Source organism: Raineya sp. (assembly GCF_053497555.1).
Genome location: NZ_JBRCWE010000016.1, coordinates 1 through 15,300, shown reverse-complemented (window position 1 = coordinate 15,300; position 15,300 = coordinate 1). Strand labels below are relative to the sequence as shown.

The window sequence follows — 15,300 nt, the reverse complement described above, 5'->3', positions numbered from 1 at the left end:
ATTTTTTTTACAAAAATAAAAGTTTTTGTGAATTAAATCAACAAGTTAGTGTAAATCGTATTTCATATGCATTCTAAAAAATTCACCACTTTTTGGCTTAGTTGATTTTTTTCAAATTCTTTTTCAGCAAGTTTTCGGGCATTGGCTTGGGCGGTTTGCAAAAGATTTTTATTTTGTAAAAAAGGCTGAATTTTCTTCCTAAATTCATCGGGCGAGCCTGCATAAAAACCACATTCGTGTTTTTCTACTAAATCTTTTATCCAGCCTTTGGTGTTGGTAATGCACAATTTTCCTGCCGCAATGCCATCAAAAAATTTATTCGGACTGCATGTTTCTAATGATGGATATTCGGCAAAACTTACATAAAAGGCATCTACACAGGCGAGCATTTCGTTGAGTTCGTGTTTGGGTTTCCCTGCAAAAAAATACACATTTTGAGGAGCTATTTTCTGCAATCTCTTTTTTTCGGAGCCTTCGCCAATAACCCAAAATTCTATTTCGGGGTGTTTTTCAGCAACTTGTAGAAGCCTTTCCAAAGCATTGGCTTTGCCCATACTGCCAAAATAAGCTATTCGGAAGGGTTCGTTTTCCTTTTTCTTATTTTGAGGGAAAAATACTTCACAATCCGACATATTCGGTACGCATAAGATGGGTTTTTTGGGCACTATTTTGCGTACATATTCCTGCATCGGTGGCGAAAGCACTATAATCTTTTCAGCATTTTCATAAATCTTTTTTTCAAGCCAAAAGAGAAATCTCTGAAAAAGTTTGCCTTTTACATAGCCCATTTCTATGGGTACAAGAGGCCACAAATCTCTAACTTCAAAAATATAAGGAATTTTCTTGATTTTTTTCAGAAAAAGTGCTATAATGCCCACTGAAAGAGGGGTAGAAGTAGCATAAATTGCAAAAATATTTTGGATATTCAAACTTTTTTTCATAGCTTTCAGCATAAATTTTGCAAAAGCTACTACTCTTCGCCAAGCACTCATTTCTTGCTTGTACGGAACATTTAGATAGTGTATGTTTATTTGTTCAAAGTTTTTTGTATCGTTTTTACTACCTATTGTGATAATTGCAATTTCAAAGCCTTTTTTTTGCATTGCTTCGGCTATGTACCAAGACCTATGCGAACCGTTTTCAGTAGGTAACTTGAAATATTGGTGTAGGTAAATTATTTTCATAGTTTCGTAAAGCTAAATAGATGTTACAACAAAAATTTTAATATGTTTTATTGAGAAAGCACAAAATTTGTAGATTTGAAAAATATTTTTTCTGTTGGCTTAAATGTAAGTAATTTTTGAAGTAATGCCCAAATCTAATTTTATTATTGACTTTTTTAGACCTAAAACTATTTTTTCTCTTGAAGAAAAAATCTTTTATGTTATTTTTTGGATGGCGGTTTTGAGCCTTGTAGCGGCGATTCCTATTAATTTTTCAGTTGGCTTAACTCTAATAGGTTGGTTTTGTGTAGTGAGTATCTTCGGATATGTAGGCATTTATTATCTTGCTTTTCGCAAAAATAAGTTTTACCAAGCCAATGTTTTATTTTTTGTATTTACTGCACTTTTGCTTGCCTACTTTTATTTTGGAGGTGGAGGGGTGCAAAGCCGTGTTCCCTTGTACTTTGTAATTTTAGGGGTTATTGCACCATTATTGTTGCCTGTCAAGTGGCATTGGAAGGCAATCGGTTTGGTTTGCTTGGCTATTTTAGCTCTCACCATTACAGAATACTTTTTCCCCGAACTTGTAGTGCCTTATCCCGGAGAAAGGCTATACATTTTTGTGGATATGACTGCTACGCATATCATTCTCACTTTTACAGCTTTTATGAATGTTTGGATTGTGAAGAAAAGTTATGATGAGAACAGCAAAAGTTTGGCTATCAAAGAGAAGCTAATTATACAGAGAAACATAATTCTCGGTGAGTATTCTAAAGAATTAGAACAAAAAAATAAAGAGCTGGCTATGTTGAATGAATCCAAGGATAGGCTTTTTTCTATTATTGCCCACGATTTGCGTAGTCCATTAAGCTCATCGGAATCTTTGGTAGAACTGGCTTATCAAGGGGACTACCCCTTGGAAAGTCTGAAAGAACTTTTGCCCGATATGTATCAGAATTTGAATTATACGCTCAATTTGGTAGATAATTTGCTCTATTGGGCAAAAAGCCAATTAGATAATGCTGAACCTACAATGAAAGATGTAGAATTGAATAAATTTCTGATAAGTATTTTTGATAACTTGCAACTCATTGGGCGGTACAAACAGATAAAACTGATTTTAAATATTGAAAAAACAGAAGGCATCATAAAAAGATGTGATGAGCAGATGCTTGCTATTATGTTGCGTAATATCTTTTCCAATGCAGTAAAGTTTTCTTCCCAAGTCAGTAAAATTGTTGTAAGTACCGATTTGGATAATAAGTTTCTTAAAATCAGTGTTTTAGATGAAGGGAAGGGCATATCTGCTGAAAATCTGAAAAAAATCCGTGCAGGTGTGCTTTTTTCCAGCAAAGGTACAATGAACGAGAAAGGCACAGGCTTGGGCTTGAATTTGGTACAAAGTCTAATTAGAAAATGTGGGGGTTTTATGGATATTCAAAGTAAGGAAAATCAAGGAACTACGGTAGTACTGCATTTTCCTATTAGTATGGTAGTGAGCCAAAGTAGAACTTCTATGGAAAATTATTCATAGCAGTAGAAATTTTGTGTAAGTTTTTGTATTTTTCCGAGCTTTCCTATTATTTTTGCAAAAATTTGCACAGCTAAAACTACAATGAATCTGCAAGATTTCAAGAATATCTATTTTTTGGGAATAGGTGGAATAGGAATGAGTGCACTGGCAAGGTGGTTCAAGGCGAATCAGTTTTGCGTTTCAGGTTACGATAAAACCCCTTCTCAAATTACGCAAGAGCTTATCAGCGAAAATATATCGGTTGTATTTGAAGAAGATACCCGTCTTATTCCAAATAATTTTACAACTGAAAACACTTTAGTAGTTTTTACGCCTGCCATACCGCAAGAAAGCCCCCTTTTGCAGTTTTTTAGAGAAAAAGATTACAAAATTCTCAAACGTGCAGAGGCTTTGGGACTTATTACCCAAGATAATTTCACGATTGCTATTGCAGGCACTCACGGCAAAACGACTACTACCTCAATGGTAGCTCATTTACTTAGTTTTGCTCAAAAACCTGTTACGGCTTTTGTGGGGGGCATTACGCAAAATTATGCTACCAATTTACTTTTAAGCAACGAACCCAATGCTTATGTAGTTGTAGAAGCCGATGAATACGATAGGTCTTTTCTGACCTTAAATCCTAATATTGCTATCATTACGGCTACCGATGCCGACCATTTGGATATTTACCAAAATCCTTCGGCAGTGCAAGAGGCTTTTGAAATGTTTGTCAGAAAAATCAAGACGAATGGTGTTTTGTTCTATAAAAATGGCTTGCCTCTGAAAATTGAAAACCAAGTTCATTCTGCTACTTTTGGCTTGCAAAAAGGTGAGTATCAGGCAAAAAATATCCGCATACAAGAAGGAAATTTTGTTTTTGATGTGCTTACTCCGCAAAGTATTTTAGAAAATGTACATTTACAGGTGCCCGGCTATCATAATATTTTGAATGTGCTTGCCGCTATTGCAGTAGCTCAAAATCTGCAAATACCTGATGAAACAATTGTCAAAGCTGTTGCCGAATTTAAGGGTGTAAAAAGGCGTTTTGAATACATTTTGAAAACCGACAAAATTATTCAAATAGATGATTATGCTCATCACCCCGAAGAAATTCGTGCTTTCCTGACAGCGGTGCGTATGCTTTACCCCGAAAAACATCTAACAGCTATTTTTCAGCCACATTTGTACACACGTACCCGCGATTTTGCCACTGAATTTTCGCAGGCTCTTTCGCTTGCCGATAGGCTCATTCTTTTGGATATTTATCCTGCACGCGAAAAACCCATTGAAGGCGTTCATTCTAAAATGCTTTTAGAAAAAGCTCAAACAACTGAAAAATTACTTTGTACCAAAGAAAATTTGCCTATTATTTTGCAAATGATTGATTGCGAAATAGTTGTAACTATTGGGGCAGGCGATATTGATAGGCTCGTACAGCCTATCCGTCAGGTTTTGGAAAAAAAATAAACTTTCTTTGCAGTCTTACAAATCTTTTTGTAAGTTTGAAAAGAAAAAGCATAAAACAATGGATGGTATATTTGAACTTTTGCCCTACATTATTGCAATTATTATCTTTTTGGTACGTGTTTTTGGGGGTAATAAAGAAACCGAGCCTGCTCCTGCTCAAGAACAAGAAACTTTGCCCAAAAAAACTCAGACTGCACAAAACAAAAGTACCAAAACTACCCTTGATGACTTGCTCAAACAAGTAAAAAAGCAAATTCAAGAGGCTGAAAAAGAAGCACAAAAGCTCTCCGAAAAGCCTAAACAACAAAAGCAACCCCGAAAAAAGAAAGTTTTGGACGTGGTAAATCCTGAAAGGGGGCTAACTGATGAACAAAGAAAAGGCGACCAACATTTTTCGCCTTATCAAGTCCAACAAAAAACACAATCCCCTTTTGCCAAAGTGCTCAAAAACAAAGATACTTTCAAACAAGCAATTATTGTTAGCGAAATCCTGAACCGAAAATACTTTTAGCAAGCTATGAAAAAAATTCTATCGTATATTTTACCTTTGGGCATAGGCATTGCCCTTTTTTATTTTCTGATAGTACCCAATTTAGATTGGAATGAACTAAAAAAATCCTTTACCGAAGCCAACCCGCTTTGGCTTTTGCTTTCGACAGTATTTGCTCTCATTAGCCATTGGGCAAGAGGAGTGCGTTCTTGTATGTTGCTTGCTCCTTTGGGCTACAAAGTGAGGGCATTTCCTTCGTTTTTGGCGGTTATGGTGGGCTATCTGACTAATTTAGCCTTGCCACGAGCAGGCGAAGTGGCTCGCTGTGGTGCTTTACAAAAAATGGAAGGAGTGCCTGCTCAAATTACTTTTGGTACGGTGGTTACTGAAAGAATAATAGATGTTTTCATATTGCTGGGTCTGGTGCTTTCGGTGCTGGCTTTGGAATTTGGGCGTATTAGTCAGATTTTTTCGGAATCTTGGGAAGGGCTTTTTAGAAAAGTATCAGTAGAAAAATTATATTGGATTGCCTTTGCAGGTGGCTTACTGCTGGTTTTAGGGGCAATAGCGATATATGTTTTGAGAAAAAAAATCCGTATTTTCCTGCAAAGTCGTTTAGGAAGTTTTTTGAAAGGTGTTTGGCAAGGAATTATGAGTTTCAGAGGAGTGCAAAATAAACCCTTGTTCATTTTTTATACCCTACTGATTTGGGTAATGTATTATTTGATGTCTTATGTACTTTTTTTCATCAGACCTGAAACAACTTCACTCAACCCTTTACAGGCTCTTGCTATTTTGGTAATGGGTGGGATTGGTATGGCTTTACCTGTACAAGGAGGTATAGGGGCTTACAATTTGCTTGTAGGCAAAACCTTGGAAAGTTACAAAATTGCCCCCAACCCCCAGCAAAATATCACTCTGAGCAGTACCATAGGAACTTTTATGCATATTGTTCAGACGCTTGTAGTGCTTGTATTTGGAGGTTTGGCTTTTATACTCGTTTGGTTTGTAAGCAAGAAAAGTACGGAGTACCAAGTACAGGGTAATGAGTAACGAGTACAGAGTACAGAGTATTGAGTATTCAGTATTGAGATGTAGTATCAACTACCAATAACTATGAATTTTGAAACTTCCATAGAATACGTAAAAGGCATTGGACCCCAGCGAGCCGATATTCTTAAAAAGGAACTTAAAATATTCACCATTGCCGACCTTATACAGCATTATCCTTTTCGCCACGAAGACCGCTCCCAATTCCATAAAATTTCTGAACTACACGCCGATATGCCTTATATTCAGGTAAAAGGCAAAATAAAATTCACCGAAACCGTAGGCGAGGGTAGCAAACAGCGTTTTATTGCTTATTTGCGAGATGAAACAGGCGATTTGGAACTAATTTGGTTCAAAGGTATTGTGGGCATCAAAAAATTCATTCAAATCAATCAGGAATATATTGCCTTTGGCAAACCCAATGAATTTAATGGTAAAATTACTTTGCCACACCCTGAAATTCAAATCTATAATCCCCAAGAAATCAAAGAGCAAGGCACACTCTTTCCTGTGTATCATACTACGGAAAAAATGAAACAAAAAGGCTTGGATAGCAAAGCTCTTGCCAAAATTATACGAGGAGTGTTGCCCGAAGCTATTAAACTCATACGCGAAACTCTACCCGAAGAAGTCTTACAACAACACCAACTTATTGCTAAAAAGGAAGCTATTGCTAACATTCATTTTCCCAAAAGCATAGAACTTTTGAAAAAAGCCGAATACAGGCTCAAATTTGAGGAATTATTTTATACACAAATTCGTCTTATTCGTCAAAATCTTTATCGCAAAGAAACCTATCAAGGGTTTTCGTTCAAAGATACCTCACTACTGACCGATTTTTACAAAAATCATTTAGAATTTGACCTCACAAATGCCCAAAAGCGTGTAATTCGGGAAATTTACAAAGATGTAACCTCGGGCAAGCAAATGAATCGCCTTTTGCAAGGAGACGTAGGAAGTGGAAAAACAATAGTGGCTTTTATTGCAATGCTTTTGGCGGTAGGTAATGGCTTTCAGGCTTGCCTAATGGCTCCTACCGAAATCCTTGCCGAACAACACTACCAAGGTCTCAAAAAATATGCCGATAAACTCAACATTCCCATTGATATTCTTACAGGCTCAAGTACAGGGGGCAACCGAAAACTTATCCACGACTATCTGGAAAGCGGCGATATGAAAATTTTGATAGGCACACACGCCCTCATTGAAGAAAAAGTAAAATTCAAAAATTTAGGGCTTGCCATTATTGATGAACAGCACCGCTTTGGTGTTGAGCAACGCTCCAAACTATGGCATAAAAATCAGGCAATTTTTCCCCACGTACTTGTAATGACTGCCACACCCATTCCTCGTACCCTTGCAATGACACTCTACGGAGATTTAGATGTTTCTATTATTGATGAATTGCCCCCAGGCAGAAAGCCTGTGCGTACTGTACATCGTTACGATGCTCATCGCCTCAAAGTATTTGGTTTTATTCGTGAAGAAATCCGAAAAGGTAGGCAAGTGTATTTCGTGTATCCACTGATTGAAGAGTCGGAAAAATTAGAACTCAAAAACCTGATGGACGGCTACGAGAGCATTACAAGAGCCTTTCCCGAATATGCCGTTAGTATAGTGCACGGACAAATGAAACCCAAAGACAAAGATTTTGAAATGCAACGCTTTGCTCGTGGCGAAACGCAAATTATGGTCGCTACCACAGTGATAGAAGTAGGGGTAAATGTTCCCAACGCTTCCATTATGGTTATTGAAAATGCCGAACGCTTTGGGCTTTCGCAACTTCATCAGTTACGGGGTAGAGTAGGGCGAGGCTCAGAGCAATCGTATTGTATCCTGATGACTAAATATGAACTTTCCAAAGAGGCTCGTGAGCGTATCAAGATTATGGTAGAAACCAACGATGGTTTTGAAATTGCTAATACAGACCTTCGCCTACGCGGACCCGGCGACCTGATGGGTACGCAACAAAGTGGTATTTTAGACCTTCTTATCGCAGACCTTGCCAAAGATGCTTCTATTTTGGAGCAGGCTCGCCAAACTGCCTTCACTATTTTACAAGAAGATGCCGAGCTAAAACTCTACAAAAACGCTTGCATCAAATACCAACTTGAAAGCCTCAAAAAAAGCACAACCAACTGGGCAAGGATTTCGTAAAAAATTAACTTTTTTTTTTACATTCAAAAAATAATCAGTTAATATAAACATAGTAACATTGCAACATAAAAAATTATGTTCAACTCTAAAAATCTATTACTATGAAAAAAACAACTCTTTTCCCCGCTCTATTGCTAACTTTTGCAATGGCTTTTTCTACTTCTTGTAAGAAAAAAGAAGACCCCAAACCTTGTTTTAGCAATGAAATAGCAGGTAATTATGTAGGAGAACTAACTGAACAGCCCGCTACTGTTATTGCTTCGCCAAACGCAGGGGTTAGGGTTACGGTAGATGCTTGTGATAAGCTAACAATCCAAGCAACTGAAGTAGGAGGTTCTTATGCAAGAACTTACCGAATAACTTCTCTTACAACTGCCAATGGAACAAGCTACACTGCTAAAACAGATAGCAATAGTGAGGCAACTATTCGTTACAATGCTTCTACCAAAAGAATTGAAATCACTATTGAGCCTGGTTTCACCTTCAATGGTACTAAATAAAATCTAAAAACTTGGGGCTAATGCCTTTGCGTTATTAGCCTCCTTTCTTATTTGCACCTAAAAATTTCTATAAACTTAAAACCTAAACCTTTATGAAAAAAACTCTTTTAATTTTCGTTTTATCTTTATTTTTTGCTGGTTTGAGTAAAGCTCAAACAAATATTGGTCTAACTATCGGACCTCAGTTTATTTCAAGTGAAGGATTTACCGCTACGGGCTTTGGAGCCAATGCAATGGTTAAATTTAATGTAAGTGATAACCTGCGTGCAGGCGGTAACTTAGGCTTCAATTCTTGGTCAGGTGTAAATGTTATTCCTATCACTGGAAGTATAGAATATCTTTTTGGAGGTGGTAACTCTAAATTCTATCTTGGAACAGATTTAGGTGCTTACATTTTGAGTGCCAATGTTGAAGGATTTAGTGCCTCTGCAACACGTTTAGGAATAGCTCCTTATGCAGGGTTTGACTATTCTTTTAGTGATAATTTGGCTTTTACTTCAAACCTAAAATATAATCTTATTTTGGGCGATGGAGGAAGTGCAGGTTTTCTTGGCTTGAATCTTGGAATTTTATTTAAGTTGTGATTTTGGGTAAGGTTAGTAAATTAGGCGGTTGATAGAAATATCAACCGCTTTTTTATCCAAACAAACCTACTCCATTTTCTTGGGTATTGGTTTGCGTTTGGGGTTGCAAGAGTGTGATTTCTTTGAAATTCTGTATGGGCAGTTTATTTCCTACGGCTTTCCAGCCTTTTACTTCTGCCAAGATGTCCAAATCATACACAAACTCGCTTACAACTTTTTCACCTGCTTTCTGATATTTTATTTTTACTTGTGGCTCAGGCTCGGTACTTACCAGCAACATCTGCGAAGCAGGGTGTTCGTTGATAAAGCTGAAAATTTTATCTTGTGTGGAAGTTTCAATACGAAAGCGTTTTACAAAATATTGCCCGTGTTCGCCACTGAAATAAATGCAAGAAAGCACCTTTTCAGGATTAAATTTTTCAACCAAAGCCACTTGCAAGGGGTCAAAGCGGCGTAGGTCGTAGTTTTTGATTTCGTAACTGCCCTCTTTGTAAATAACCAAAATTTTATCTTCTCCTTCAAAACCGCCCAATAGTACGCCTTTGTTTTGTGTATTCAGTTCGCCTGTGAGGGTATCGTACCAAATTTGGAGTTTGCCAAGCGTAGAAATACCTTCCGAAATTTTTTCAATTTTTTTCACAGGATATTTGGTGAGAATATTTCCCATACTGCTTCTGCCTTTGATATCCAGCGTGGCAAAATCATATTCAAAAACTTTGTTTTTAGCTTTACAATTGGCAGAAAGCGTGATGCGTATTTTTTCGGCTTCGCCATTGGGGTTTGCCGAAAAATACAAAACCTTTGATTTCGCTTCGCCTTTGGTTAGGTCGTATTCTTTATCTCGCGTAATGCCGCCTATCTGAAAGCGTTTTACGTATGTATTGCCCGCCAGCCCATCACGATAAGCCATATTGTAGGTCATTCGGTTATCGTTTTTATTGAAAACCGCCACGTGGATAATATCTTTGCCTACGAAAGTTTTTTCTGCAATTTTAGTAACCAAAAATTTGCCATCGGTACGGAAAACAATAATATCATCAATATCGGCACAATCGCAAACAAATTCATCTTTCTTTAAGCCATAGCCTACAAAGCCATCGGTTCTATTGACGTACAATTTGGTATTATTTGCCACTACTTGTGTTGCCTGAATAGTGCCGAAAGTTGCTATGGTGGTTTTTCGCTCTCTACCTTTTCCGTATTTTTTGAGTAGGTTCTTGAAGTACAGAATAGCGTAGTCGTTCAGATTGGCAAGATTATTTTCAGTTTCTTCTAAATCGCTTTGAAGTTTTTGAAGTTCTTGTTCTGCTTTTTGGCTATCGTATTTAGAAATACGTTTGATTTTGATTTCAGTAAGTTTGGTAATATCTTCATCGGTAATAGCCCTGAAAAAGTTTTGTGTAAAAGGCTCAATATGGGTGCGTATGATTTGTAAAATCGCTTCCCAAGTTTCAGCATCCTCTATTTTTCGGTAAATTTTTTGCTCAATAAAAATTTTTTCCAAACTCAAAGCCAAAATTTTCTCTTGCAAAGTATTTTTTTGTAAGGCAAGTTCTTTTCTTAAAAGCTCTTTGGTGTTCAAAGTAGAAATTCTCAAAATCTCATCAACACTTGTAAAAATAGGCTTTTTATCAACAATCACGCAAGCATTTGGAGAAATCGAAACTTCACAATCGGTAAAGGCATAGAGGGCATCAATGGTAATTTCGGGTTCAACGCCTTGTGGTAAGGTGATGAGAATTTCAACCTCTTTGGCAGTATTATCTACAATATTTTTGATTTTAATTTTGCCTTGTTCCACCGCCTTCAGTACTGATTCTATGAGGCTAGTGGTAGTAGTGCCATAAGGAATTTCACGAATGACAATCGTTTTATTATCAATTTTTTCAATTTTAGCTCTAATGCGTACTTTTCCGCCTCTGGCTCCCGACTTGTAATCGCTTACATCAATGATGCCCCCCGTAGGGAAGTCGGGTAAAATTTGAGTATTTTTACCTTTGAGAATATCAATAGAAGCCTCAATGAGTTCGCAAAAATTATGTGGTAAAATTTTGGTAGAAAGTCCTACGGCAATGCCTTCCACACCTTGTGCTAAAAGTAGTGGGAACTTCATTGGCAGACTAATGGGTTCTTTTTTTCTGCCATCATAAGAAAGTTGCCACTCGGTAGTGGCAGGATTGAAAGCCACTTCCAAAGCAAATTTGGTGAGACGAGCCTCAATATAGCGGCTTGCGGCGGCACTATCACCTGTACGTATATCGCCCCAGTTTCCTTGTGTATCAATGAGTAAATCTTTTTGTCCCAGTCCAATCATTGCCTCCGAAATTGCCGCATCGCCGTGAGGGTGGTACTGCATTGCTTGCCCAATGATATTGGCAACTTTATTGTATCTGCCGTCATCTATTTGATACATAGCGTGTAAAATGCGTCTTTGCACGGGCTTTAAGCCGTCTTCAATCGCAGGAACGGCACGCTCTAAAATTACATAGGAAGCATAATCTAAAAACCAATTTTCAAATAAATCGCTGATAGGTACTAACTCTTTCGTCATAGCTTATGATTTTGCTTGCAAAGTTAATGGATTTTGGGAAATAGAAAGTTTTTTATGCAAAAAGCACTTTTTCTGCGAAAATTTTATCTTTGACGACCACGACGGCAACTAGGTTGAGCATTTCTTTGCTTTGCAGGATAGCATCGTTTTGGTAGTAAAGCAAGATTTGATTTTTAGCTTCTTGCATAGTTTGAGAGAGTTTGTGTTCATCTTCTTTTTTGAGGTATTTGAGTTCAATAGCGAATTGTTGGTGCTTGAAAGGGTTGTTGGGAGCGATACAAAGCTCAATATCAATGTAGTTGCCATTTTGGGTTTCTCTTTCAGAAATTACGTTGAAAATATTGGCTTGAATGAGGTAGGCAATGATAGCCATTTTGATATGTTTTTCGTCAAAGCGTAAGAAATCTCTGTTAGAGAGGTTTTGCAGGAGTTTTTCTACGAGGGAGAAAAACTTTGAAAAATCGCCTGAAAGAGCCATATCAGCGACAGCCATTTGAATATCATCAGGGAAGGAATAGAGGAGTTGAGCATTTTTATAGAGTAATTCTGCGTAATAGTGCCAGTAGAGTTCGGCAATGACTTTGTTGGGCATTTTGAAGCGAATGATTTTATTGAAAGCGGTTTCCTGAATGGTCAGGTTTCCGAGGTAAAACAGGAAGTTGATGAAATCTTTTTTGCTGAAATCATTTTCAAAGTTAAATTGATAAATGATTTCACCTTGCACGAAACCATTTTCAAGAACCTCTTGCAAGACGGTGATATTATTTTGCCAGTTAGCGACTTTGAACATTTGTTTGAGTTTTCCGTAGTCGGGGGCGATGTTGGGGTCAAGCATTTGAAAGGGGTACATTTGTTCATCTTTGAAATGCTTTAAGAAGTAGAGTACCATATCGGAGTTGTAGATGCTATTGTTACTGAAGGGATAAAATTTATATCCATTGTAATATTCACGCAAGTCATTCAAGATAGCATCTTCTTGCTTAGGGTTTTGTAGGGTAAGATTAAGCAAATATCTAACTTCTGCTTCTTCAAAGCCCATCATTGTTTCAAAATCTTTGTGTAAAGTAAGATGACTAACGATATTGAAACCACTGGTAAGGCTATCCATAGTCATAGGGGAGACGCCTGTGATGAAAAATCTTTCAATTACACCCAATTGTGTGGCATTTTTGAGTGCTTCGTAAAATTTGCGTACATAGCCATTTGAGGAAACGGTTTCTTTGAATTCTTGAATACTTCGGATTAAAATTTCGTTTGTGAAGTGGTCATATTCGTCAATGAGCAAGTAAATTTTATTTTCAGAATGATTGATGGCATAAAGTTCAAACAGACTTTTTACAACCAAATCAGGACTGCTTTGTGAGCCAATTTCTTTGATGATTTCATCATTGAATAAATGGTATTTCATACAAAAAGCCCTGACTTGCAAAGAAATTGTTTTGAGAAACTCTTGATAACTTTCTTCGGGAGTAGAAGTGCTAATAGCACTAAAATTAAAAAACAAGATACGATAACTATTGGCAAGTGGAGTAGGATTTTTTCCGATATAATACTTACTGAAAAGCTCTTGGAATTGATTTTTTCGTCTAATATCGTAGTAATGTTCAAGCAGAGAAACAAATAGACTTTTACCAAAACGGCGAGGACGCAAAAAAGATACATATCGCTCTTGCTTTTTTTCTAGCAGTTCAATAAAATGCGTTTTATCTACATAGACATAGTTTTGGGTGGCTACTTGTGCGAAATTGCTAATACCATAAGGAAAAAAAACTTCTTGCTTGCTCATAAGTCGGCTTGTTGGAATATCTACAAAATTAGGCAAAAATACTGATATGCTGAAACAAAATTCGCCATCTTGTTCATAATAGTTTTACACTAAAAATTTTGCCTTGAATGGATATTTTCATAAGTTTGGCTAAACTCATTGTATGGCTACTCAATTTTCTAAAAATAATCCTCGCATACTCAATGCCTGGACAATGTACGATTGGGCAAATTCGGCTTTTTCACTTGTAATTGCTTCGGCGGTATTTCCTGGGTACAGCGAAAGTGTTACCCGAACCCCTGATGGTTCAAACATTATCAGTTTTGCAGGTTTTACGCTGAAAAATACCGTACTTTTTGAATATGCGGCTTCATTGGCGTTCTTACTGATAGCTATTTTAAGTCCATTACTTTCTGCGATTGCCGATTACAGCGGAAAGAAAAAAGGGTTTATGCAGTTTTTTTGTGTAATGGGTTCGCTGGCTTGCTTGATGCTATTTTTTTTCAAAGATACGCAATCTTTACATTGGGGCGTATGGGGGTATATGCTCGGTTTGATTGGTTTTGCAGGAAGTATCGTTTTTAATAACTCCTATTTGCCCGATATAGCCACCGAAGATAAATTTGATGCTCTCAGTGCCAAAGCCTTTGCTCGTGGGTATATTGGCAGTGTGATTTTGCTAATTTTCTCGCTTGCTCTCATCATTTTTCGTGAAAAATTAGGTATTCAAGATGCTACACTTGCACCAAGAATTTCTTTCGCTCTCACAGGAATTTGGTGGTTGGGTTTTGCTCAATACAGCTTTTATTTTATGCCTAAAAATGTTTATCAGAAAAAAGCAGAAGGCAGTTGGTTGCTCAATGGCTTTAAGGAACTCAATTTGGTTTGGAAAAAACTGCAAACGTTGCCCTATCTCAAACTTTTTATCGTGGCTTTCTTTTTTTACAATATGGCTTTGCAAACCGTAATGTATTTAGCTACTTTTTTTGCCAAAGAAGAAATCAATTTAGAGCAACAATCGCTCATAATGGTAGTTTTAATTATTCAACTGGTGGCGGTGGCAGGCTCTTATTTGTTTTCAAAAATTTCAGAAAAAAAAGGCAATACACTTTCCTTGCGAGTAGCCGTAGGAATATGGATAATCATTTGTATTTGGGCTTATTTTGTAAAAGCTGAGATGAGTTTTTATGCACTGGCAGGTGTTGTAGGGCTTGTAATGGGGGGCATACAATCGCTTTCAAGAGCTACCTATGCCAAACTAATGCCCGAAACCACCGATACGGCTTCTTTTTTCAGTTTTTATGATGCCACTGATAAAATATCCACAGCCTTGGGCATTTTTGTCTATGGGGTTGTTCATCATCTTACAGGTTCTATGCGAAATAGTGTGCTGGCACTGCTTTTATTTTTTGTTGTAGGTTTGCTGATACTTGTCTTTATTCCTTCCAGAAAGTCTTACAAGTAAAAAGTCTACAAAACAGGGTTTTCATCACAGAAAATAGCCGTTTTGTAACAGATAACTTGAATTTGTTTTGCGGAATAATTTATTTTGAAAAAAATCATTTTGCGTATGAAACGATACATTCTATCAATTGTTTTATGCTGTGGCTTGCATTTGGGCTATGCTCAGCAACAACAAGAAATGATGATTATCACTACTGTTGAGTATATGGACTTTCTTGATGGTAGTTTTTCTAAAATGTATGTAAATTATCCCGATGGGAAAACCGAAGAGATTGATTTGAAAGGACTTTGGTCTTTTGGACGCTACATCAGCGAAAAAAAGGTAAAAGCAAATGATAAAATTGTGATGAACAAAATCAATGAGCTTTTGAAAATGGGCTGGAAAATTGCAATGGTAAGTTCTTCTACACAACCCCGAACCAGCGAAGCAAATGCTTCTCCCAGCTCCATACTCACTCGCTATATTCTGATAAGGAAGTTGTTTAGGATTGAAAAAGATTTCCAATGAAAGTTGTATATTTAGGTGCTGAAACTAAAATATTACTTTTCATGGAAATCTTAAGCAAAGATAATATAAAAAGGTATATAATACC

Annotated in this window: 12 protein-coding genes; 9 read left to right on the top strand and 3 right to left on the bottom strand. The window is 37.0% G+C overall.

The window, feature by feature from the left end; genetic code table 11:
- Positions 1–62: 62 nt before the first annotated feature.
- Entirely contained in the window at positions 63–1,184 is a 1,122-nt protein-coding gene (locus ACWITO_RS01725) for a glycosyltransferase family 4 protein (RefSeq protein WP_448528289.1), read from the bottom strand.
- Between the two features lie 124 nt (positions 1,185–1,308).
- On the opposite strand from ACWITO_RS01725, the gene ACWITO_RS01720 reads away from it, so the two are divergent.
- The 7 genes from ACWITO_RS01720 (at position 1,309) to ACWITO_RS01690 (ending at position 8,927) form a co-directional block, all read left to right on the top strand.
- On the top strand, positions 1,309–2,697 hold the full coding sequence (locus tag ACWITO_RS01720) for a sensor histidine kinase (protein WP_448528288.1): 1,389 nt from the start codon (positions 1,309–1,311) through the stop codon (positions 2,695–2,697).
- Positions 2,698–2,778: 81 nt separating this feature from the next.
- Positions 2,779–4,146, top strand: coding sequence for a UDP-N-acetylmuramate--L-alanine ligase (murC, locus tag ACWITO_RS01715; protein ID WP_448528287.1), 1,368 nt, complete (start codon positions 2,779–2,781; stop codon positions 4,144–4,146).
- 58 nt (positions 4,147–4,204) lie between these two features.
- Positions 4,205–4,657 carry a hypothetical protein gene (locus tag ACWITO_RS01710; RefSeq protein WP_448528286.1) on the top strand — a complete coding sequence of 151 codons (453 nt, stop codon included), beginning with the start codon at positions 4,205–4,207 and terminating at the stop codon, positions 4,655–4,657.
- A 6-nt stretch (positions 4,658–4,663) separates the two neighbouring features.
- Complete coding sequence (locus tag ACWITO_RS01705; RefSeq protein ID WP_448528285.1) at positions 4,664–5,689, top strand: lysylphosphatidylglycerol synthase transmembrane domain-containing protein; 1,026 nt, start codon at positions 4,664–4,666, stop codon at positions 5,687–5,689.
- 63 nt (positions 5,690–5,752) lie between these two features.
- A complete protein-coding gene (recG, locus tag ACWITO_RS01700) occupies positions 5,753–7,843 on the top strand; it encodes an ATP-dependent DNA helicase RecG (protein WP_448528284.1) in 2,091 nt (696 codons plus the stop codon).
- A 101-nt stretch (positions 7,844–7,944) separates the two neighbouring features.
- Positions 7,945–8,343 carry a hypothetical protein gene (locus tag ACWITO_RS01695; RefSeq protein ID WP_448528283.1) on the top strand — a complete coding sequence of 133 codons (399 nt, stop codon included), beginning with the start codon at positions 7,945–7,947 and terminating at the stop codon, positions 8,341–8,343.
- A gap of 92 nt (positions 8,344–8,435) precedes the next feature.
- The gene (locus ACWITO_RS01690; RefSeq protein WP_448528282.1) at positions 8,436–8,927 is read left to right on the top strand and encodes a hypothetical protein; all 492 of its coding nucleotides are present in this window, start codon (positions 8,436–8,438) and stop codon (positions 8,925–8,927) included.
- A gap of 52 nt (positions 8,928–8,979) precedes the next feature.
- Here the strand turns inward: ACWITO_RS01690 and ACWITO_RS01685 are convergent, their stop codons facing one another.
- Together ACWITO_RS01685 and ACWITO_RS01680 are read right to left on the bottom strand one after the other, a co-directional pair.
- Positions 8,980–11,478, bottom strand: a complete 2,499-nt coding sequence (locus ACWITO_RS01685; RefSeq protein WP_448528281.1) for a DNA gyrase/topoisomerase IV subunit A — start codon at positions 11,476–11,478, stop codon at positions 8,980–8,982.
- Between the two features lie 52 nt (positions 11,479–11,530).
- Positions 11,531–13,264, bottom strand: a complete 1,734-nt coding sequence (locus ACWITO_RS01680; RefSeq protein WP_448528280.1) for an AAA family ATPase — start codon at positions 13,262–13,264, stop codon at positions 11,531–11,533.
- Between the two features lie 142 nt (positions 13,265–13,406).
- Between ACWITO_RS01680 and ACWITO_RS01675 the strand changes: the two genes are divergently transcribed.
- Both ACWITO_RS01675 and ACWITO_RS01670 read left to right on the top strand, forming a co-directional pair.
- Positions 13,407–14,708: an MFS transporter gene (locus ACWITO_RS01675; RefSeq protein WP_448528279.1), complete on the top strand. Its 1,302-nt coding sequence runs from the start codon at positions 13,407–13,409 to the stop codon at positions 14,706–14,708.
- Positions 14,709–14,813: 105 nt separating this feature from the next.
- Positions 14,814–15,215, top strand: coding sequence for a hypothetical protein (locus ACWITO_RS01670; protein WP_448528278.1), 402 nt, complete (start codon positions 14,814–14,816; stop codon positions 15,213–15,215).
- The last annotated feature ends 85 nt before the right edge of the window (positions 15,216–15,300 follow it).